Origin of the sequence: Acidiferrimicrobium sp. IK (genome assembly GCF_025499425.1) — a bacterium.
Classification (GTDB): Bacteria; Actinomycetota; Acidimicrobiia; order Acidimicrobiales; family Palsa-688; genus Acidiferrimicrobium.
The window spans coordinates 293,538-314,146 of the sequence record NZ_JAIMCB010000002.1; the positions used below are offsets into that span (position 1 = coordinate 293,538).

At 71.9% G+C, this 20,609-nt stretch carries 19 protein-coding genes; all 19 read right to left on the reverse strand.

Going from position 1 to position 20,609, the window contains the following annotated elements; translation table 11 throughout:
- Positions 1 to 160: 160 nt before the first annotated feature.
- The gene (locus tag K6U06_RS04820) at positions 161 to 1,105 is read right to left on the reverse strand and encodes a DivIVA domain-containing protein (RefSeq protein WP_262320769.1); all 945 of its coding nucleotides are present in this window, start codon (positions 1,103 to 1,105) and stop codon (positions 161 to 163) included.
- A gap of 146 nt (positions 1,106 to 1,251) precedes the next feature.
- Complete coding sequence (locus tag K6U06_RS04825; protein WP_262320770.1) at positions 1,252 to 1,524, reverse strand: YggT family protein; 273 nt, start codon at positions 1,522 to 1,524, stop codon at positions 1,252 to 1,254.
- 3 nt (positions 1,525 to 1,527) lie between these two features.
- On the reverse strand, positions 1,528 to 2,049 hold the full coding sequence (locus K6U06_RS04830) for a cell division protein SepF (RefSeq protein WP_262320771.1): 522 nt from the start codon (positions 2,047 to 2,049) through the stop codon (positions 1,528 to 1,530).
- A gap of 25 nt (positions 2,050 to 2,074) precedes the next feature.
- Positions 2,075 to 2,740 carry a YggS family pyridoxal phosphate-dependent enzyme gene (locus tag K6U06_RS04835; RefSeq protein WP_262320772.1) on the reverse strand — a complete coding sequence of 222 codons (666 nt, stop codon included), beginning with the start codon at positions 2,738 to 2,740 and terminating at the stop codon, positions 2,075 to 2,077.
- A gap of 23 nt (positions 2,741 to 2,763) precedes the next feature.
- A complete protein-coding gene (locus tag K6U06_RS04840; protein ID WP_262320773.1) occupies positions 2,764 to 3,489 on the reverse strand; it encodes a polyphenol oxidase family protein in 726 nt (241 codons plus the stop codon).
- A 3-nt stretch (positions 3,490 to 3,492) separates the two neighbouring features.
- Complete coding sequence (ftsZ, locus tag K6U06_RS04845; RefSeq protein WP_262320774.1) at positions 3,493 to 4,584, reverse strand: cell division protein FtsZ; 1,092 nt, start codon at positions 4,582 to 4,584, stop codon at positions 3,493 to 3,495.
- A gap of 362 nt (positions 4,585 to 4,946) precedes the next feature.
- A complete protein-coding gene (locus K6U06_RS04850) occupies positions 4,947 to 5,729 on the reverse strand; it encodes a cell division protein FtsQ/DivIB (RefSeq protein ID WP_262320775.1) in 783 nt (260 codons plus the stop codon).
- A 128-nt stretch (positions 5,730 to 5,857) separates the two neighbouring features.
- On the reverse strand, positions 5,858 to 6,922 hold the full coding sequence (gene murB, locus K6U06_RS04855) for a UDP-N-acetylmuramate dehydrogenase (protein WP_262320776.1): 1,065 nt from the start codon (positions 6,920 to 6,922) through the stop codon (positions 5,858 to 5,860).
- Complete coding sequence (murC, locus tag K6U06_RS04860; protein WP_262320777.1) at positions 6,919 to 8,346, reverse strand: UDP-N-acetylmuramate--L-alanine ligase; 1,428 nt, start codon at positions 8,344 to 8,346, stop codon at positions 6,919 to 6,921. The genes murB and murC overlap by 4 nt, the downstream gene beginning before the upstream one ends.
- Complete coding sequence (gene murG, locus K6U06_RS04865) at positions 8,339 to 9,436, reverse strand: undecaprenyldiphospho-muramoylpentapeptide beta-N-acetylglucosaminyltransferase (RefSeq protein ID WP_262320778.1); 1,098 nt, start codon at positions 9,434 to 9,436, stop codon at positions 8,339 to 8,341. The genes murC and murG overlap by 8 nt, the downstream gene beginning before the upstream one ends.
- A 46-nt stretch (positions 9,437 to 9,482) precedes the next feature.
- A complete protein-coding gene (gene ftsW / locus K6U06_RS04870; RefSeq protein WP_262320779.1) occupies positions 9,483 to 10,751 on the reverse strand; it encodes a putative lipid II flippase FtsW in 1,269 nt (422 codons plus the stop codon).
- Positions 10,748 to 12,214 (reverse strand): UDP-N-acetylmuramoyl-L-alanine--D-glutamate ligase, encoded by a 1,467-nt coding sequence (gene murD, locus K6U06_RS04875; protein ID WP_262320780.1) that lies wholly within the window; start codon positions 12,212 to 12,214, stop codon positions 10,748 to 10,750. Before murD ends, ftsW begins: the two co-directional genes overlap by 4 nt.
- Before the next feature lie 113 nt (positions 12,215 to 12,327).
- The gene (gene mraY, locus K6U06_RS04880) at positions 12,328 to 13,359 is read right to left on the reverse strand and encodes a phospho-N-acetylmuramoyl-pentapeptide-transferase (protein ID WP_262320781.1); all 1,032 of its coding nucleotides are present in this window, start codon (positions 13,357 to 13,359) and stop codon (positions 12,328 to 12,330) included.
- On the reverse strand, positions 13,356 to 14,813 hold the full coding sequence (locus tag K6U06_RS04885; protein ID WP_262320782.1) for a UDP-N-acetylmuramoyl-L-alanyl-D-glutamate--2,6-diaminopimelate ligase: 1,458 nt from the start codon (positions 14,811 to 14,813) through the stop codon (positions 13,356 to 13,358). The genes mraY and K6U06_RS04885 overlap by 4 nt, the downstream gene beginning before the upstream one ends.
- 6 nt (positions 14,814 to 14,819) lie before the next feature.
- Positions 14,820 to 16,727, reverse strand: a complete 1,908-nt coding sequence (locus tag K6U06_RS04890) for a peptidoglycan D,D-transpeptidase FtsI family protein (protein WP_262320783.1) — start codon at positions 16,725 to 16,727, stop codon at positions 14,820 to 14,822.
- Between the two features lie 239 nt (positions 16,728 to 16,966).
- The gene (locus tag K6U06_RS04895) at positions 16,967 to 17,572 is read right to left on the reverse strand and encodes a hypothetical protein (protein ID WP_262320784.1); all 606 of its coding nucleotides are present in this window, start codon (positions 17,570 to 17,572) and stop codon (positions 16,967 to 16,969) included.
- A complete protein-coding gene (gene rsmH / locus K6U06_RS04900; RefSeq protein ID WP_262320785.1) occupies positions 17,569 to 18,525 on the reverse strand; it encodes a 16S rRNA (cytosine(1402)-N(4))-methyltransferase RsmH in 957 nt (318 codons plus the stop codon). The genes K6U06_RS04895 and rsmH overlap by 4 nt, the downstream gene beginning before the upstream one ends.
- Before the next feature lie 191 nt (positions 18,526 to 18,716).
- Positions 18,717 to 19,175: a division/cell wall cluster transcriptional repressor MraZ gene (gene mraZ / locus K6U06_RS04905; protein ID WP_262320786.1), complete on the reverse strand. Its 459-nt coding sequence runs from the start codon at positions 19,173 to 19,175 to the stop codon at positions 18,717 to 18,719.
- A 528-nt stretch (positions 19,176 to 19,703) separates the two neighbouring features.
- On the reverse strand, positions 19,704 to 20,582 hold the full coding sequence (locus K6U06_RS04910) for an SDR family oxidoreductase (protein WP_262320787.1): 879 nt from the start codon (positions 20,580 to 20,582) through the stop codon (positions 19,704 to 19,706).
- Between the last annotated feature and the right edge of the window lie 27 nt (positions 20,583 to 20,609).

A 20,609-nucleotide genomic window follows, 5' to 3' on the forward strand; every position in this document is an offset into this window, starting at 1 on the left:
GCTCTCCTGCTTGTCACGGTTTGTCGGGAACGCTTCGAGAGCTGCCCGGATGAGACTGGAGGGCTGCCGAGCCGTGGCGGGGCCGGTGGGGGCAGGCCCGGTCGCGTCAGGGAACCGGTCGCCGCGGCGGGTCAGCGGAACGACCGGTCGCCGCGGCAGGTCAGCGCCGGCGGCGGAGGCGGCCGCCGAAGCGGCGGTCGTCGGCGTACTCGCCGTCCTCGAAGAAGTCGTCGAGGGCCTGCTCATCGTGGTCGAGGCGATCGTCAGCGCGCCTGGGTCCCTCGACGTCGATGACCGCCTTGCGAGCGGGAACCGCCGCCACCTCGCCGGTCGGCTCCGAGAAGTCGCCCGGAGCGGGGGTCCACATGGCCGTGTCGGGCCCGGGCTGGTCGCCGGCCGATGAAGGCGACGCGGACGGCTGAGTCGGTCCCGGCTGCGGGCGCGGCGCCTGGCCCTGCGCCGCCTGGCCCTGCGCCGCCTGGGGCTGGGACGCCGCCTGGGGCTGGGAAGCGGCGGGCGGCCCGGCGGCCGGACGGGGCACCTCGAGGGGCGTGCTCGTAGGCGGCGGGGAGACGGCGCCGGCTCGCTCCACCGCGGACAGGGCGTCTTTGAGGCTGGCGGTCAGATGTACCCGATGGTCATCGATCCAGCGGTGCATCGCGTCGATCTCCGCCTGGGCCCGCTGCCGGGACGACTCGAGGGTCGCCAGCTCGGCGCGGATGGAGCTGAGCGCCTCGTCGTGGGTGCGCCGAGCCCGCTCCTCTGTGTCGGCCAGCAGGCTCTGCGCCTGCTGCTCTGCCCCGGCGAGGATCCTCGACGCCTGCTCTCGGGCCTCCTGCACAGCCATGTCAGCGGTGCGCTGCGCCAGCACCAAGGTGCGCCGCAGCGTCTCGTCGTTGGCGATTCCTGCCCCGGATGAGTCGGCCGCAGCCGCGGCGGCCGCCTCCGCTCGCTGGGCTCGCTCCACGGCTTGGCGCAACCGGTCTTGGAGGACCTCGAGACCGGCCGCCACCTGCTCGAGGAACTGGTCGACATCCTCGGGGTGGTACCCCCGCATCTTCTCCCGGAACTCGACCTCGCGCAGGGTCTTCGGCGACACGTCCATGCCGGTGATGCTAGTTGGGGTCTGTGCCCCCGAGGGCGGACCCGCCTGCGGGACTGCTCCGGACCCAGCACCCGCCGCGCCGGGACCGACGGCGAGGCCAACGCTCATCTCGCGCTCGGTGCCTGCCGCGTCTGTTGCGCCCTGTGTCAGAAGCGGGCGAACACCTGGCTGACTATCACCTCGACGACGATGATGGCGACCAGGAACGAAATGTCGAACATCCCGATCGGCGGGATCAGGCGCCGGAACGGGGCCAGTACCGGCTCGGTGAGAGTGAACACCACCCGGCGGACGCCGTTGAGCGGCGAGTCCCCCGAGTACGGGAACCAGCTGAGCACGGCCCGGGCGAGCAGGACGAAAACATAAAGGTTGCCGAGGTCGACGAGAACCCGGCCGACTTGACTGGTGGCGAGGAGCACGTCCTAGGACCGGTACAAGCCGCGCTCTTCGAGGCGACGCTTCTCCTCGGCGGAGACCTCGACATTTGACGGCGTGAGCAAGAACACCTGATCGGCGACCTTGTCCATGCTCCCCGCGAGGGCGTAGGTGACACCCGAGCAAAAGTCGATCATCCGACGCGACAGCTGCGGCTCGGCGTTTTGCAGGTTGACGATGACCGGCTGGCTGTTTTTGAACCGGTCCCCGACCTCCTGAGCGTCGGCGAAGCGCACCGGCGCCACCACGTGAACCTTGGCGCTTTGCACCGGCGTAATCGACCGCACGACTTGCGGCCGCGGCGTGACCGTCACGCCGTTGCTCGGATCGGCCCCGGTGTCACGCGCCATCGGCCGCACGACCGACACCGGCGCCTCTTGGGGTTCGGGCATGGGCCGGCGGGGCTGCTGCAGCCCGACGGGAGGTCCCTCGTCATAGCCGCCGTAGTCCTCGTAGTCGTCTGTGAGCCCCAGGTACACCATCGCCCTGTGCATGATTCCTGATGCCATCTGCAGCCTCCAAGTGGTCCCGAGCCTATCGTCGCAAAGCCGCCGGTCCCCGCCGGGGACCGAACAAAACCCGGCCGAGACGGACCATTGTCGCCCCCTCGGCCACGGCCAGATCGAAATCGTCGCTCATCCCCATCGACAACTCGGTCAGGCCCAGCTGGCCTGCCATTGTTGCCAATGACGAGAAGCATCGTCGCGCCACCGAGCGGTCGGCGGGCGCCAAGGTCATGAGCCCCCGCACGTCGAGCCCCGCGTCACGCCCGCGTGCCACCAGTTCCGGGGCCTCCGCCGGCTGACAGCCATGCTTGGCTTCCTCCCCGCCGACGTTGACCTCGATGAGGATCGCCGCGCCGGGCCGACGGGCAGCCAAGGCGTCGAGGACCTGGCGGCGGTCGATGCCGTGCCACAGCGCGACGAGCGGCGCCAGCGACGCCAGCTTGTTGCGCTGCGGCGAGCCGAGGAAGTGCCAGCGAACGCCTTCGGGCGCGTGCTCAGACTTGCCGCGCAGCTCCTGGGCGTAGTTCTCGCCGAGATCGTGCAGACCGGCGTGCACGGCCTGAGCGACGGCATCGTCGCCGAAACCCTTGGTCACGGCCACCACCGTGACTTCCTCGGGGTCACCGCCTGCGGCCGCGATGCGGTCGCGCACCCCAGCCAGGCGCGCCGCGAACCGGTCGTCGTCGCTCGCCACCGGGGCCTGCGCCGCTCCCGCCATCACCCTCGCGCCCCGTCGGCGCCGGCTCGCCACACGACGGTGGCCTGGCGGGCCAGATCCTGCGCCGCCCGCCAGGACCAGTGCTCCGCCGAACAGGCGGTACACGTCGGACTGATCTCCTCGACCACCGCGCCGGCTCGGTGCAAAGCGGCGCTAACGCCGCCGGGCAGGTCCAGCGCCGGGCGGCCGCGTCGGTCGAGACCGCGCAGCGCCTCCCCTCCGGCGGCGACCGCCGCGTCAAGGTCGGCCGGGCCGAACTCGTAGCACTCGGCGTGGATGCACGGCCCGACGACAGCGTGCACGGCGGTCGCGCCCATGTCGCGCATCGTCGCGACGGTGGCATCGAGAACCCCAGCCACCAGCCCTCGCCACCCGGCGTGGGCCACCCCGATGACCCCCTCCGGGCTGGAGAACGCTACCGGGGCGCAGTCGGCGGTCAGCACGGCCAGCGCCACGTCGTCCTGGCGCGTCACCAACGCGTCGGCGTCGACCCCGCAACCGTCCCCCGGGTGGCGAACCTCGATGACGGTGTTGCCGTGCACCTGCCGCGGGCGGCTCCACCGCCGAGCGACGACCCGCTGCTGGCGGGCCGCCACGGCGGCGACGTCGACGTCGGCGAAGTCACCATCGACCCGGCCGGTGCACACGACCCTGGCGTCGCCGACCATCGACCGGACCCGGCCCGAGACGGCGGGCGGCGCCCCCTGCGCCGGCACGGAAACCACTCGCTACTTGAGGAAATCGGGGACGTCGAAGTCGTCGTCCCCGAGCCCCAGCTCGCCCTCGTCCTCCAGGCCGCGCTCGGTCTCGACCAGCCCCAGGCCGCCGTTCCCGCTGCGCTCGCGTCCGGTCGGCTCGGGATTGCCCTGGGCCCAGCCGTCGAAGCCGGCGGCGATCACGGTGACTCGAACCTCGTCGCCCATGGAGTCGTCGATCACCTGACCGAAGATGATGTTGGCGTCGGGGTGGGCCACACCATGGATGATCTCGGCCGCCTCGTTCACCTCGAACAGTCCGAGGTCGCTGCCGCCGGCGATGTTGAGCAGGATGCCTCGAGCCCCGTCGATGGACGCCTCGAGCAGCGGCGAGGTGATGGCCAGCTTGGCAGCGGTGAGCGCCCGACCCTCACCGGACGCGGTCCCGATGCCCATGATGGCTGTCCCGGCGTTGGCCATGATCATCTTCACGTCGGCGAAGTCGGTGTTGATCAGGCCGGGCGTGGTGATCAAGTCGGTGATCCCCTGTACGCCTTGTAGGAGGACCTCGTCGGCCATCTTGAACGCGTTCACCATGGAGGTCTTGTCGTTGGAGACGGTGAGCAGCCGGTCGTTGGGAATGACGATCAGCGTGTCGACCTTCTCCTTCAAGGTCTGGATCCCGGCCTCGGCCTGAACGGAGCGGCGCCGCCCCTCGAAGGCGAACGGCCGGGTCACCACGCCGATGGTGAGCGCGCCGAGGCCCTTGGCGATCTCGGCCACGACCGGTGCGCCGCCGGTGCCGGTGCCACCGCCCTTGCCCGCGGTGATGAAGACCATGTCAGCCCCCTTGAGGACCTCCTCGATCTCTTCGCGGTGCTCTTCTGCGGCCTCGCGGCCGACGTCGGGGTCCGAGCCGGCGCCGAGGCCGCGGGTGAGCTGACGGCCGATGTCGAGCTTGACATCAGCGTCGCTCATCAGCAGCGCCTGGGCGTCGGTGTTGACGGCGATGAATTCGACACCTTTGAGGCCGGCGTCGATCATCCGGTTGACGGCGTTGACGCCCCCTCCGCCGATGCCGACCACCTTGATGACGGCGATGTAGTTCTGGGCTGCACCGGCCATGAAGTCCTCCCGGGCACGGCAACAGGCCGGCGTCTTGCCGGACCTGGGGCACTGGTCGTTGGTCTAAATCGTGGTTCGGGGGGTTCCCCGTACCTGTGGATACGGACAAGCGTGGCACGTGGAGAGCCGCACACCGTGGATGCAACACAAGCAGCCGGGGCGCCCGGGTCAGCTCCACGCAGGTTTCGGATCGGACGCTCAAACGAGCCGCACCGCCCGAAACCCGTTGCGCAGGTAGATCTAAGCCTTAACTCTCGATCTAAAGCACATATCAAGACCGAGGTCAACCTCGTGCTTTGGTCGAGGACCGTAGTCGCATCTACCCCTTTGGTCAAGAGCGGGCGGCCGCGGCCCGCTGTGGCTCAGCCCCCTGACCCGCCGGTCGCGGCCGCCGACGGGGCGGGCCCCGACAGCGCCGGGCGATCGGGCACCCGCAGGTCGATGCGGGTCACGCCGACCAGCGGACCGTGGGCCACCACCGCCGCCAGGCCGCGGATCTTCGCGGCCAGTTGCGAGGCGTCACCGAACACCACCGCGGTAGTCCCCACGGTGGCGACCAGGCCGTCCGCGGCCGTTACCGAGATGGCCTGCACGTCGCTGCGCACGGCCGGACCGAGGGCCGCTGCGAGGGACAGCTCCCCGGCGAGGGGGTGGGACGGGTCGACCACGGCCGGCGCCGGGGCCCCGGGCGCGGTGGCGGCCAGCGCAGCCGGCCCCGGACCGGGGCTTCCGGGCAGCCATTGTCCCGCTGCGACGGTCCCGACCTGGGCGTTTATGGCGGGCAGGCCGGCTCCCACGGCCGGCCCGACGGCGAGGACCCGACCGGTGCGGTCGACCACGGCCCGGCCCAGGCCGACGCCGGTCACGGCCACGCCGTCTCTGGTGGTGAGGTTGATGCGCACCGTTCCCGGCCACTGGCGAGTAACCGTCGCGATGGCCACCAGCGGCAGGCTCTCCAGGCGCCGGGTGTCGGAGGAGGTGCTCACGTCGACCATCAGGGCCTGATGATCGAGCCCTGCGGCGTGAAGGACGACGCCTGCGGGGACTGCGGCGCCGGCCCCGGCGACGCGGACGTGGCGGACCTTCAAAAGCGGGGTGTGGACGACGCCGAGAGCGGCGGCGACCACGCCGACTGCGACGCTCACGCCGACAAGGATGTGCAGCCGGCGACGGCCTTCTTGTCTGCGGACCTCGACCAGCCGCTGGCGGATCCGAGGGTCGATCGGTATGTGCGGCCGGGTCGGCGCATCTTGGTCGATGACGGATGAAAACACTAACCCTCCTGTAGACGTTGAGACTCGAGATCTGCGGGTGTGACCGGGTCGGCGGTGGAAGAGGCCTCGAACCCGATCCGCCGGATCTCTGTGGTGAGCGTTACGCCGAAGGCTGAAGCCACCGAGCGCCGGACCTCCTCGATCAGGGCGTTGACGTCGTCGGCAGATCCGCCTGGGTCCGCCTGGATGAAGTTGGCGTGCTTGGCGGACACCTCCGCGCTTCCGTGGCGGGCGCCTTTGAGGCCCGCCGCCTCCACCAGCCATCCCGCTGACCGGGCTGGTCCCGGGCCGGGCGGGTTGGTGAACACCGACCCGGCGTTCTGGCCGCCCGGCTGATGCTCGCGCCGCCACCGGACGATGGCGCGGATGGTCTCGCCTCCTGCCGCGGCGTCGCCCTTGCTGAGAGCCAGTTCGATCTCGACCACGATCTGGGTGGCCCGCAGGGACGACCGCCGGTAGCCATAGCCCAGCTCGGCGAGCTCGATTCGTTGGAGCACCGCTCGCCCGTCGCGGTCGGGGGCGCAGGCCATGTCGGCGACTGTGACCGCTGCGACGCTGCGGGCCATGTCGGAACCGTGGCCGCCGGCGTTCATCCGGGCCGCTCCACCCGCCGAGCCGGGGACACCTACGGCCCACTCGAAGCCGGTGAGCCCGGCGTCGACGCTGCGCCTGGCCAGCGTCGGGAGGGGTACTGCCGCGCCGCAGCGAACCTGCGACCCCTCGAAGTGGACGGCGCCGAAGGCCGTCTCGGCCGGATCCAGGATGACTGCGATGCCGGGATACCCGCGGTCGGCGACGAGGAGGTTGGAACCCCGCCCGACTGCGAGCACCTCGAGCCCAGTCGCCCGGTGTGCCCGGGCGACCGCGCCTAGGTCTTCCAGGCTGGAGGCGACCACCAGGACCGCCGCGGGACCCCCCACCCGGTAGGTGGTGCGGGTACCGAGGGGGGCGCCGATCTGGGCGAGGGGGCCGAGGATCTCGCTGGCTTCCTCGATGCGGCGCGGGTCGGGGGTCGGCTCTGGCCCGGGGGGAGAGCCCGACCCAAGGCCGCGGGAGTCGGTCACCTCGGCCGCTCCCCTGCCACCAGCCGGTCGACTGCGAGGGTCAAGTCGCCGGCTCCGAGGGTCAAGCACAAGTCCCCTGGCAGGAGGATGGCCTCGAGGGATGCTGGCAGGTCCTCGAGCCGGGGCACGTAGTGGACGGGGCCGGCGTGGGCGCCCCTGACCGCGTCGGCCACCAGCTCCCCGCTGACCCCGGGCCGGGGGGCCTCACCGCTCGGATAGATGTCGGTGATCACCACCACGTCGGCGTCCCCGAAAGCGTCGGCGAACGACGCCCACAGAGCCTCGGTGCGCGAGTACCGGTGGGGCTGGAACACCGCCACCACCCGGGACCAGTCGCCGTCGCGGGCAGCGCCGAGAGCGGCGCGCACCTCGCCCGGCAGGTGGCCGTAGTCGTCGATGTAGGTGACCCCGCCGCGTTCGCCTCGGCGCTCGAAGCGACGGCCGACGCCCCGGAACGCACCGAGGCCGGCCGCGGCGGCCGCGGGGGCGACGCCGACGGCTACCGCCGCGGCCAGCGCAGCGGCGGCGTTGCGGGCGTTGTGGAGGCCCGGGACCTGAAGGTCAACCTCGACGGCTGTCGCCTCGTGCGTGGCCTGGAACCGGAACGAGCCTCGTCCCGGGCGGGTGTCTGCGATGTGCCATCCCGCTCCCGGATCGGTCCCGAACGTGACGACCCCGGCCGGCGGGCCGCCGGCGGCGCGACCTACCGCGGCCGCCGCCGGGTCGTCGGCGCTGACGATCTTGGCGCCGGGAGTCGCGGCCAGGAAACCCTCGAACGCGAGGCGCAGCGCGTCGAGGGAGCCGAAGTGCTCCAAGTGATCGGGTTCGATGCTGGTCACCACTGCCACCTCCGCCCCGAGTTGGAGGAAGGTGCCGTCGCTCTCGTCGGCCTCGACGACCATCCACTGGCCGCTCCCCCAGCGGGCGCCGGGGCCGAGGCCGGCGATGTCCCCGCCGATGACGTAGGACGGGTCCTCGCCGGCGTGGTCCAGCAGCACCGCCAGCATTGACGAGGTGGTGGTCTTGCCGTGGGTGCCGGCCACCGCGATGACCCTGCGCTGGCGGCAGATGGCCGCCAGGATGGCGGCGCGCGACAGGACCGGGATGCCGAGGCGGCGGGCCTCGGCCACCTCGGGGTCGTCGGCAGGGACCGCCGTCGACGCAGTCACCATGTCGGCGCCGGTGACCAGCGCCGGGTCGTGACCTGCGACCGTTCTGATCCCGGCGCCGGCCAGGCGTTCGAGGACCGGCGAGTCGCGAAGGTCGCTGCCCGTGACGGTGTGGCCCATGCTGGCGAGCACCGTCGCGATGCCGCTCATCCCTGCGCCGCCGGCACCGACCACGTGGATCCGCCGCGGCTGGTCGAGGGCCGGCGGCCCACCCAGGCCGGCCCCGGGCGGGGGCGGCGACGGCTGGTTAGCCACGGGCGTGACGCTCCGCGAGTTGTGCCACCGCATCGGCGGCCCCCGGACGCCCGAGCGTGGAGGCCGCGGCGGCCATCGCCGCCAGCGCGCTGCGGTCGGCCGCCAGCCGGTCCAGCTCGGCTTCGAGGCGCCCGGCGTCCAGTTCGGCGTCGGGCACCACCACTGCGGCCCCCGCGTCGGCCAGGCGGCGGGCGTTGGCCGTCTGGTGGTCGCCGGGGGCTCCGGGCAGGGGGACCAGCACGGCGGGGACGCCCGCCACGGTCAGCTCGGCCACGGTGGACGCACCGGCCCGGTGGACGGCGATGTCAGTGGCGGCGTAGACCACCTCCATGCGGTCCTCGAAGCGGACCTGTTCGTAGCGGAGGCCGCCGGGGACCGGCTCGGGGGCCTCGGCCTGCATCTGCTCCCAGTCCCGCTCCCCGACCACATGTCGCACCGCCCAGCCCGACCGCCCTGCCCAGTCAGCGGCCAGCGCGACCACTGCGTCGTTGATCCGCCGGGCGCCGAGCGAGCCTCCGGCGACGGCCACCATCACCGCGTCTGGGTCCACTCCCAGCTCGGCCCGGGCCTGGGCCCGCCCGGCCGGGCTGCGGTCCACCGCGAGCATCTCTCGCCGCACGGGGTTGCCGGTCACCTCTGCTCTGGGCAGCGCGGTGCCGGGGAACGACACCGCCGCGGCGCGCGCCACCCGCGCGGCCATACGGTTGGCCAGTCCGGGCACCGCGTTCTGCTCGGCGACGACGAGGGGCACCCGCCACACCGCCGCCGCCACCACGCACGCCACGCTGGCGTAGCCGCCGACGGTCACCACCACCGCTGGGCGACGCCGGCCGACGAGGACGACGGCCATCACCACCGCGGCGAGTAGCCCGGCGATGGCTCCAATGTTGGCCGGCGTGAGCCGCCGGGCCACTCCCCGCCCGGGAAGCAGGGTCAGCGAGAACCCCGCCGCCGGCACCATCCGCCGCTCCATTCCCCGCGAGGACCCGACGTAGTGGATGGATTCGGCGGGGTGGCCTCGAGCGACGAGCGCCTGCCCGATCGCTATGGCGGGCAGCACATGGCCGCCGGTGCCACCACCTGCGATCATCGCCCATGTGCTCCGGCTCGGGGCACTCACGCCAGGACCTGCGCCTTCACGGCTGGCGAGCGGCGTGGGCCACCACGCCGACCCCGAAGAGGGCGATCACCATGGACGAACCGCCGAAGGACACGAACGGCAGCGGCACGCCGGTCACCGGCAGCAGGCCTACGACCGCTCCGATGTTGATGACCGCCTGCGACACCAGCCAGGCGGTGACACCGGCGACGATCAGGGCGGAGTACCGGTCCTGGCACCGGCAGGCGATGCGGGTGCCGACGAGGGCCAGGGCCGCGAAGAGGGCCACGATTGCCACCGACCCGACGACGCCGAGCTCCTCGCCGATGACCGCGAAGATGAAGTCGGTCTGGGCGTTGGGGAGGTAGCCCCAGCTGGCGATGCTCGACCCGAGGCCGCTTCCGAGCCAACGTCCGTTGCCGAGCGCGGCGAGACCCTGGGCGGCCTGCCACCCGGTGTTGCTCATGTCCTTCAAGGGGTGCAGGAACGACGTCAGCCTCCGGACCCGGTAGGGAGCAGCGATGGCCATCACACCGAACATCGCGGCGCCGCTACCGAGGATGCCGGCAAGGGGTTTCCCCGGCATCCCGGCGGTGAACACCATGGCCAGGGCGATACAGGTGAGGACCATGGTGGTGCCCATGTCCGGCTGCAGCATCACCAGGCCGATGAGGCTTCCGAGGACGACGACCACGGGCATCATCTGGTACTTCCAGTCACCCCGGTCAGCCCGCCGGTCCATGACGTCGGCCGCGAAGAAGATCAACCCCAGCTTGGCCATCTCGGATGGCTGGATCTGCACTGAGGAGGTGCCTACCCATCGCGAAGCGCCCGCGACCTTGACCCCGACGCCGGGGACCAGTACGGCCATGAGAAGGCCGACCGCACCGATCATGGCGACCGGCGCCAGGCGTCGCCATCGCGCCGCCCCGGTCCTCCACGCCAGAGCGAACGCACCGGACCCGAGGACAAGCCACAGCAGCTGACGTTCGAAGAAGTGCCACGGCGACCCGTACTGGCGCAGGCTCTGGATCGACGACGCGGACAGCACCATCACCAGGCCGACCATGCACAAGATGCCGACCAGGAGCAGCAGCACCGGGTAGGCCGACGTGGGTCGGGGCACCCGGTGGGCCGCCACGGTCCCACCCCGCCTCAGGTTCGCGGCGCCAGGCGCCCCCGCCCGGCCCCCGCCGGTACGGGCCGCGCCGCCCGTCCAGCCGTCACGGCCGTCACGGCGTGCAGCGGGACGGGCAGTGGCCGTCCGGGCGGCGGCCGGTGTCGGCGGCAGGTCGAAAGTCGTCACCGGGGTTCCTCCATGGGTATCGGGTCAGCCGCGAGCGTCAAGTCAGTCTCAGGTATCGGGCCACCCGGGGTGCTCGCAGGGGGCGCGCCCGCCGGTCGCCCCTCGGCTTCGGCAGTCATCCCCAGGTGGGCTCGGACGCGCCCGGCGAAGTCGTCACCGCGCGCCGCGTACGACGTGTACCAGTCGAAGCTGGCGCAACCCGGCGACAGCACAACCGCGTCCCCCGGGTGGGCCAGAGCGGCAGCGGTCGTCACCGCCGAGGCCATGTCATCGGCGACCCGGACGTCAGCGACTCCGGCGAGGGCGTCCGCCACCTCCGCGGCCGCCTCGCCAATCGCCACCACCGCGTGCACCGGAGGGACGGTCGCCCGCAGCGGCGTGAGATCCAGGCCTTTGTTGCGTCCCCCAGCGATGAGCACCACCGACTCCATGCCGGCCGTGGCGGCCAGCACGGACGCCGGCGTCGTCGCCTTCGAATCGTCGTACCAGCGGATGCCGTCGCGCTCGGCGACCAGCTCGACCCGGTGCGGGAGGAGCGCCGCTCCGGTCAACCCGGCCGCCACCCCAGCGGCCGTCGCGCCGGCGGCCGTCGCCACCGCAGCGGCCGCGAGGGCGTTGGACCGGTCGTGGGGCAACGCCCGTGGGAGCCGACCGCCGTCGAGGAGATCCCGGCCGCCCGGGTCCCTAAGCACCGCCCGTCCATCCCTGTCAGGACCGAGGTCGCGCCACATCGCCCCGTCGGCGGCGCCGAAGGTGACCCGCTCGACGCCGGCGGGGATCTCTTCCGCCGCGGCCATCACCGCCGGGTCGTCGGCGTTGATCACCGCGGTGTCCCCCGGCCCCTGCCGCCGCCAGATGCGGGCTTTGGCCGCCGCGTAATGAGCCATGTCCGGGTGCCAGTCGAGATGGTCCTCGGACAGGTTGAGCCAGCAGCTCACCGCCGGGTGCCATCCCTCGGTGTGTTGCAGCTGAAACGACGACACCTCGGCCACCACCACATCGACATCTGCGTCCACCGCGTCGACCAGCGGGACACCGATGTTGCCGCCGGCGACCGCCCGCAGCCCCGACGCGGCGAGGATCGCCGTGGCCAGGGTGGTGACCGTGGTCTTGCCATTAGTTCCCGTGATCGCCACGAGGATCGGGCGCGGCGCCGGACGCGCCTGCAGCCGGGCCCACGCCAGCTCGATCTCCGAGCGCACCGGCACGCCGGCTGCGGCCGCCAGAGCGAACACCGGGTGGCCCGCCGGCACCCCGGGGCTGGGCACGACCATCGCTGCGCCGGTCACCACTCCCGCCAGCTCGTCTTCCGCAGGGGACGAGACGATGCTGAGCCCGAGAGCGTCGGCCGCCGCCCGCGCCGCGTCGCTCGGACGGTCGTCGACGACGGTCACCGAATCGCCGGCGCCGAGCAGCAGCGCAGCCACCGACTGGCCGGTAACCCCGAACCCGACGACCACCACGCGTCGAGCGGCGCTCAGCCCCGCATCGTCCGCACCGCGAGCGGCGCTCAGCCCCGCATCGTTCGCACCGCGAGCGGCGCTCAGCCCCGCATCGTTCGCACCGCGAGCGGCGCTCACCCGGTCCCTCCGACGGAGATGAAGTCGGCGTAGAACGCGCCGAGAGCCAGGGCAGTGAAGAGCCCGGCGAGGATCCAAAACCGGATGATCACCGTCGTCTCCGGCCACCCGAGCAGCTCGAAGTGGTGGTGGATGGGCGCCATCCTGAACACTCGCCGCTGGTGGAACAGCCGGAAGCTGGCGACCTGGATGATCACCGACAGCGTCTCGACGACGAACAGGCCGCCGACGATCGGGAGCAGCAGGTCGACGTTCTCCAGCAGGGCCAGAACGGCGATCGCCGCGCCGATACCTAGAGACCCGGTGTCGCCCATGAATATCCGCGCCGGCGCGGCGTTCCACCAGAGGAAGCCGGCGCACGCACCGATCAAGGCCGCGGCGAGCACGGCCTCATCGAGCGGCGCCGGGTTGCCGTAGATCGCGAAGTGGCGGTACTGGTAGTAGCCGATCACCATGAACGCGACGAAGGTGAAGCTCGACGACCCGGCAGCCAAGCCGTCCAGGCCGTCGGTGAGGTTGACCGCGTTGGTGAACCCGACGAACAGCAGCACCGCCAGGATGACCCAGCCGACCTTCCCGAGGTTGATGCCCAGGGAGCTGTAGCGGGTGAACGACAGGTGGGTGTCGACCTTCAGCCAGGTGACGCACACCACCGCGAAAGCCACCGCCACCGCCAGCTGACCGCCGGCCTTGGCCCGCTTGTTGAGGCCGAGGCTGCGCTGCCGGGTCACCTTGATCCAGTCGTCGGCGAACCCGACCAGCGCCGCGCCGCACACCGCCAGCAAGCCGACGATGCCGCGGGTGGTGAACGTGGCGTCGATGTGGGCGACCAGATATCCGGCGACGGCCGCGCCGATGATCGCCACCCCGCCCATGGTCGGGGTCCCCGCCTTGGAGATGTGCCGCTGGGGGCCGTCCTCGCGGATCTGCTGGCCGATGCCCCGAGCCCGCAGCTGCTTGATCAGCAGCGGCGTGCCGAGGATCGCCACGAGCAGGGCGACACCCCCCGCGATGAGGAGGTCGGTCACGAGGGAGCCGTCCCGCTCCCCCGGCCCGAGCGCGATCGCAGCACCCGCTCGAGGGCGTCGCGGGCCTCCGCCGCGTCGTCGAACGGTTCGGTGCGGTCGCCGAAGTCCTGGCCAGTCTCGTGGCCCTTGCCGGCGATGACCACGACGTCGCCGGGCTCGGCCAGCGCGATCGCCGAGCTGATGGCGCTCCGCCGGTCTCGGTCGTCGGTGAGCCGGCCTCGAGTCGCCCCCGCTCCGGCCAGAACCTGGTCGATGATGGACTGTGGGTCCTCGTGGCGGGGGTTGTCCGACGTGACTATGGCCAAGTCGGCGCGCTCGGCGACCACCTGCCCCATCAGCGGGCGCTTGTCGCGGTCCCGGTCGCCGCCGGCTCCGAACACAACGATCAGCCGGCCGGCGGTCACCTCCCGGGCAGCGTCGAGCGCCACCGCAAGCCCGTCGGGGGTGTGCGCGTAGTCGACTATGACGCTGAAAGCCTGGCCGGCGTCGACGGCTTGAAAGCGGCCGGGGACGCCTACCACCGCGCCGAGCCCGGAGGCGATTGTCGCGGGGGGGATCCCGAGCGCCCGGGCACAGGCCGCAGCCCCGAGGGCGTTGGCGATGTTGAACCGGCCGGCGAGGGGCAGACGCACCTCTTGACCAGCCCAGCGAAAGCGGCTCCCGGCCGGGGTCATGCGAACGTCGGTGGCGTCGTCCGCGCCGAAAGTGACCGCCTCCACCGGGCCTCCGGCCAGGCGGTCCAGGAGCCGCCGCCCCCACGGGTCGTCGCGGTTGATGACTGCGACACCTACCCTCCCGGGCGCGAACAGGCTGGCCTTGGCCTCGAAGTAGGCCTCCATGGTGTGGTGAAAGTCGAGGTGGTCCTGGGTCACGTTGGTGAGCACACCGGCGACGAAACGGATGGCGTCGGTCCGGTGCTGGGCCAAGGCGTGAGAGGACACCTCCATGGCCACGGCGTCGGTACCGGCGTCTCGCATCTGCGCCAGCCGGCCCTGCAGTTCGGGGGCTTCGGGTGTCGTCCGTACCTGGGTGAGCGTGCCGAGCCTGCCGGTCGCCCATCCGTGGGCCTCGAAGATACCCGCCAGCAAGGCGACCGTGGTGGTCTTCCCGTTGGTGCCCGTGACCCCCGTCACCCGCAGCTGCCGGGACGGGTGACCGAAGAACGCATCGGAAAGCGGCCCGAGCGCCAGCCGGGTGGACGGCACGAGGAGCTGCGTCGCCGCTACGTCGAGGGGCCGCTCCACCACGAGTGCCGTCGCACCGAGCGACACCGCGGTGGCCGCGTAGTCGTGGCCGTCGACGCTCGCACCGGGCACGCAGGCAAAGAGGGTGCCCGGGCCGGCGGAGCGAGAATCCATCGTGACCCCGCTGATCTCGGGATCGTCGCCCGTCGGCCCCGGCAGGACGCTGGCGTCGTGCAGGCCGGCGTCCCTGAGAAGGGACCGCAGTCGCACGGCGGTCTAGCCGGCCTGGGACGCAGCGGTGGTCGGTGTGGTCCGCTGCCGCTGCGGGACGGTTGCGCTCGTGGTCGGGGCGATGGCGCCCTTCGACCCAGGGGTGGTCGGTACCGTCGCCGCGACGTTGGCTGCCGGGGAGAGCCCCGGAAGCGGCGTGCCGGCCACCTCACCGGCACCGGTCGCGGTGGCCGTGGTCGCCAGCGGCACGCCCGGCGCCGGCGGCAGCGGGGCATGCGGCGGGATCTTGCGTTGCTGAAGCGCGTCGCGAGCGATCGTCGCGAAAGTCGGCGCCGACGCCGCCGCGCCGTAGTCGAGAGTGTCGTTGATCACGACCATGGCGGTGATCGAAGGGTCTTCCGAAGGCACGAAGCCCGCGAAGCTGGCCACGTAATGGCCCGCTTCGTAGTGGCCGGCCAGGGGAACCAGCGCGGTTCCGGTCTTCCCGGCAACCGTGTAGGGGCTCAGGTTGGCGGCGGTGCCGGTCCCGACCCGGACCACCTCGTCGAGCATGGTCGTCATCTCCGCGGCGACCTTCGGTGACACGACCCGGTGGCCTGGCGTGATCGGCGTGGTGTGCTCGACCCCATCGCTGCCGATCGTGCCGGCCACCAGGCGGGGCGCCACGTAGACGCCGCCGTTGGCGATGGTGTTGTAGGCGGCGAGCATCTGCACCGCGGTCACTCCGATCCCTTGCCCGATCGGCACGTCGGCGATCGACGTCCCCGACCAGTAGCTGGGCAGCAGGCCGCGGGACTCACCGGGGAAGTCGATGTCGGTCTTCTTGCCTTCGCCGTAGTCACCTATGTATTTCAGCAGCTGCGTCTTGCCTAGCCGCTGGGCTATCTGGGTGGTTCCGATGTTGGAGGAGTTGGCCAGGATATCGGTGACGTTCCAGTGCTCGGTGGCGTGGGGTTCGGCGTCGTGGAAGGTGGTCCCGGCGACGTCGTAGGTGTTGGGGATGGTGAAGATGTCGCTGGGCTTGATCACACCCTGCTGCAGCGCAGCTGAGATGGTGATCAGCTTGTTGACCGAGCCGGGCTCATAGACCTGGGTGAACGCGCTCGCCGACGCGGCCTCGACCGGCTGCACCTGAGGGGTCGGAGTGGTCGAGGCCGAACCGCTGGACACGCTGGAGGGAGCCGGGATGCTGATCGGCACCGCAGGGATGGTGCTCGGGATCCCCGGACCGGGCATCGTCAAGTTGGCGTCGGCCAGGATGTCCCCGGTCTTCGTGTCCATCAACATGGCTATGCCGCTCTTGGCCCCGGCTGCGACGATGGCTTTGGCCAGAGCCTGCTCCGCGTCGTACTGGAGGGACTCGTCGATGGTGAGGACCAGGTCCTGGCCGCTGACCGGGGCCTTGTACTCTTGGAGGCCGCCTGGCAGCTGCCGACCCTGCGGGTCGGTTTGCTCGATGAGCTTGCCGGGCTTGCCCTGCAGTATCGAGTTGTACTTGGACTCGAGGCCCCCGAGTCCGGTTCCGTCGGTGCCGACCAGACCGATGATCGGCTGGGCCAGCTGACCCGCCGGGTAGAACCGTTTGGGCTCTTGCATGGAGTACACGCCGGCCAGGTTGAGCTTGGCCACCTTGGCCGCGGTGGCGTCGTCAACGGTGCGAGCCAAGTACACGAACCCGGCGCTCTCGGTGAGCTTCGACACGAGGCCGGTCACCGACTGGCCGAGGGCCGGGGCCAGCTGCGCGGCCTCCCCCTTCGGGTCGGACACCTGGTGGGGATCGGCGTAGATCGTCGTCTGGGGGATGGACATCGCCAGCTCGTCGCCGTTGGCGTCGAGGATCGACCCGCGGGTCCCGGCCAGGGTCACCGTGTGGGTCCACTCTGACTGCCCGACCGCCAGGTACCGACCAGCGCCCGGGCCCTGGATCCACACGACCCGGGCCGCGATAGCCACGAACGCCAGGATCATCGCCACCAAGAGGCCGAACGCCCGTCGCCGGCTGCTGGTTGACAGGCCGCGCCGCGGGGCGCGATGCGCGGGCCGGTGGCGGCCTGACGCGTGCTGGGCCGCGGTCCCCCGCGGCGAGCGAGGCGCCGCGGCTCGGCGAGAATGGCCGGGATGCTCAGGCGATCGCCGAGCGCCGCCCGGTGTGCTTCCCCGTCGGTCGGGGTGGAGTCGGTCGTCGGGCCCGCTCACGGCCGACCCGCCAACTCGGCCTTGATGCGGGGCCAGTCGGCGTCGCCTGCGGGAGCCGCCACCGTGCCGGGCGGCGTATGACCGGAAGCGGCCGCGTCCGGCGTGCTGCGACCCCCGACCCGGCCCTGAGAGCTCCCGGCACCAGCAGAGGCCGCGCCGGCCGAGGTCGCGCCGGCCGAGGTCGCGCCGGCAGAAGTCGCGCCGGCCGCGGTCGCCCACGCCGGCGGGGCCACATAGGTGACGGCCGCAGGTTGGCGCATGCCCAGCTTGCCCTCCGCGGTGGAGATGATCTGCTGGGGCGACTCGAGCTTGGCCACCTTCAGGCGCAAGGCCTGGTACTGGCTCTGGCGGGTGCTGGCCAGCGAACTCATCTTGTCCAGCTCGATCTGACGCTGAGCCATGACCACATGCAGGTAGACCAGCGAGAACATCACCACCACCGCAGCAGCGATCCCGCTCACCAGGATCATCCGGGCTCGGCGCTGCCGCTGGGCCGGGCTGCGCTCGCTGCGGTCGACGACGCGCAGATGGCGCGGGACCTCGGGTGCCGGGCGGCGGGGCGCGGCCTCGGGCCGGCGCAGATGACGGGCCGGCTGGTTCATCGGGTACCGCCCGTTCCCGGCTCGACGGCCTGGAGCACCCGCATCCGGGCGCTCTCGGCTCGGCGGTTGGCCTCGACCTCGGCGGCGCTCGGGCGGCGGGCCTTGCGGGTCACGGCGACGGCGCGGGGCTGGGCGCCGCACACGCAGGGCAGGCCGGGCGGGCAGGTGCACCCGCCGGTGATGGCGTAGCGGAAGCGGTCCTTCACGATGCGGTCCTCGCCCGAGTGATACGACAGCACGGCGACCCGACCATCAGGGCGAAGCCGGGCGATGGCCGCGTCAAGGGTCCCGGGGAGGATGTCGAGCTCTTGGTTGACCGCGATGCGCAGTGCCTGGAACACCCGTTTTGCGGGGTGGCCGCCCGTGCGGCGCGCCGGGGCGGGGATGGCGTCGCGGACGATCTCCGCCAGCGCTCCGGTGGACACGATCGGACGGGCCGCGATGATGGCCCGGGCGATGCGGCCGGCGAAACGTCCTTCGCCGTTGTCGGCGAAGAGGCTGGCTAGGTCGCGAACCGTGGCGGTGTTGACCACGTCGGCGGCGGTGAGCGGGCCGTCGGGGTCCATCCGCATGTCGAGCGGAGCGTCCGCCCGGTAGCTGAACCCTCTCCCAGCCCGATCCAGCTGAGGTGAGCTGACGCCGAGATCGAACAGCGCCCCCGACAGCACGGGAATGGCCAGCTCGTCGAGCACCGCATCGAGGCGGTCGAAGCGGGCCCGTACGACGGCGGCCCGGTCCCCGAATGCCCCGAGCGCGTCGCGGGCAGCCCCGACCGCGTCGGGGTCCTGGTCGAGACCGACGACGCGTAGATGGGGATGGGCAGCCAGGATCGCCGCCGCGTGCCCGCCGCCGCCGACGGTGGCGTCGAGGACCACGCCGGGCGGTACCGGCGCGAACGCATCGACGATCTCGTCGAGCATCACAGGGCGGTGGGAAAACGGGGCCGAGCTCATCCGCAGCCCTTCGACCAACGTGCCGTCGGGATGTCTCCCCGATCGGACCGAGTGGAAGCGGGCGGAGAAGGGGACTCCCACCCTGCTGGTCGAAGGGCTGCGCATGAGCGCAGCCGTACGCGAAGCGCCGCGCTGGGGCGCGGCGTGGGGTGCCTGGCGGCACCGGGGCACATAGCGACGAGCGGTGACACTCACTGCTCCGTCAGATCGGGGTCCGCTGCGGGCATGTCGAGCAGCGCAGAGTCGGCCAGAGCGGTCTCCGCGGGGGCCACCCTGGCCTGATACTCCTCTGGGTTCCACAGCTCGACGCGATCCAGCGCGCCGTTGACCAGCACCTGCCCCTCGAGGCGGGCGAACTCCCGCAGATAGGCAGGCAGGGCGACCCGGCCCTGGCGGTCGAGCTCGATTTCGGCCAGCCCCGACGACCACACCCGGGCCAGGTTGCGATCGGCGGCACTGCGGTTCTGCAGAGCCTCCATCTTGGCCAGCTGCTTCTCGAACTCCTCGGGCGTCCAGAGCGCCAGGCACCGGTCGTTGTGCTGTGAGACAAACGCCTGGGTGTCGAAGTTGGCGCGGAAGCGAGCGGGCAGGGTGATCCTGCCCTTCGCATCCAGGGAGTGCTCGTACCTCCCAAAGAACCGCGCCGCCACTTTTCACTCTCTCCGTCCTCGGTGGATCCAGGGCCCCTCCCCTTCAAACCACTGTCCCCCACTCTAAGCCCCTTTTCCCCACCCGGTCAACCACCGCCCCCACCCTGGCCCCCAATCGCGCGCAAAAGCCGACGGCGGGCGCGCCGAGCCGCCCGAGGCCGCCGGAGGGGCGCCCGGCTCGGGCGGAGTGTCGGAGTTCCCGTCAAGCAGCGGACCGGGCGAGAGCAGATGTCGCTGACCCGCGCTGGAGCGCGGGTTTGGGGCATCTGCTCTTCGGGTGCAGTGTCGAGCGCGCCAAAACCCGCCAACCACGCTGAAACACGCCACAAAGCCCCCAAGCACTCCGACGGGCGCCACGGCGCCCGGGGCTGGCGGGCTCACGACATCGCGCCGAGGACGGGCGCAGCCCACCTCCATGTACAGCCGAGGCTGGGCGCAGCCCATCCCCGGGTGCGGCCCACCCCGGGCGGCGGCGCAGACCGCTCGCCGGCGAGAGAGCCCCGGACCGGCACGGCCCAGGGCGGCTTGCTACTCGAGCACCCGGGGCATCTGCTCAGCCAGTTCCTCGGCACTCCAGCGGTGCGGTCCCTCGAGGCCAGGAGCGCGGCTCCAGCCGACCATCGGCTGGACGTCCCCACCGAAGACGTAGAAGACCCGGCCGCTGACGGGGGTGGTCTCCGCGGCGAGCCACGCGACGACCGGCGCGACGTTGGCCGGATCCCATTCGTCGAAGCGGACTTCGTCGGCCGGCGGGGCGATCATGTCGCCGAGGCCGGGCGTCGACTCAGTGAGGCGGGTGCGCGCTGCGGGGGCGATGGCGTTGACCCGAACCCCGTAACGGCCCAGCTCCTGGGCGGCGATCACCGTCAACGCGGCGATGCCGGCCTTCGCCGCCCCGTAGTTGGCTTGACCTGGGTTGCCGTTCAGCCCAGACGTCGACGAGGTGTTGATCACCGACGCCCCGGCCGGCCCGTGCTGCTTGGACAGCTCCCGCCAGTATGCGGCGGCGTGGCGCAGCGGCACGAAGTGGCCTTTCAGGTGGACCTGGATGACCGAGTCCCACTCCTCCTCGGACATGTTGACGAGGAGGCGATCCCTGAGGATCCCGGCGTTGTTGACCAGCACGTGCAAGCCGCCGAAGGTCTCGACGGCGGCGCGGACGAGACGCTGGCCCCCTTTCCAGTCGGCGACGTCGTCGTTGTTGGCCACCGCCTCCCCGCCCGTAGCGCGGATCTCCGCCGCGACCGCCTCGGCCAGCGCGGGGTCCCCCCCGGTGCCGTCCATATCCGATCCGCGGTCGTTGACCACGACCTTCGCCCCCTCGGCGGCCAGAAGCTTGGCGTACTCGCGCCCGAGCCCCCGGCCGGCGCCGGTGACGATCGCGACCCTTCCGTCCAAACTTGTCATCGGCGTCCTTTCCTCGGAGGGAGATGA

Excerpts from the sequence above, each read along its gene's own strand:
- K6U06_RS04820 (WP_262320769.1), bottom strand. The coding sequence starts at position 1,105 with ATGGACGTGTCGCCGAAGACCCTGCGCGAGGTCGAGTTCCGGGAGAAG.
- K6U06_RS04830 (WP_262320771.1), bottom strand. The coding sequence starts at position 2,049 with ATGGCATCAGGAATCATGCACAGGGCGATGGTGTACCTGGGGCTCACA.
- ftsZ (WP_262320774.1), bottom strand. The coding sequence starts at position 4,584 with ATGGCCGGTGCAGCCCAGAACTACATCGCCGTCATCAAGGTGGTCGGC.
- murG (WP_262320778.1), bottom strand. The coding sequence starts at position 9,436 with ATGATCGCAGGTGGTGGCACCGGCGGCCATGTGCTGCCCGCCATAGCG.
- K6U06_RS04895 (WP_262320784.1), bottom strand. The coding sequence starts at position 17,572 with ATGAACCAGCCGGCCCGTCATCTGCGCCGGCCCGAGGCCGCGCCCCGC.
- rsmH (WP_262320785.1), bottom strand. The coding sequence starts at position 18,525 with ATGAGCTCGGCCCCGTTTTCCCACCGCCCTGTGATGCTCGACGAGATC.
- K6U06_RS04910 (WP_262320787.1), bottom strand. The coding sequence starts at position 20,582 with ATGACAAGTTTGGACGGAAGGGTCGCGATCGTCACCGGCGCCGGCCGG.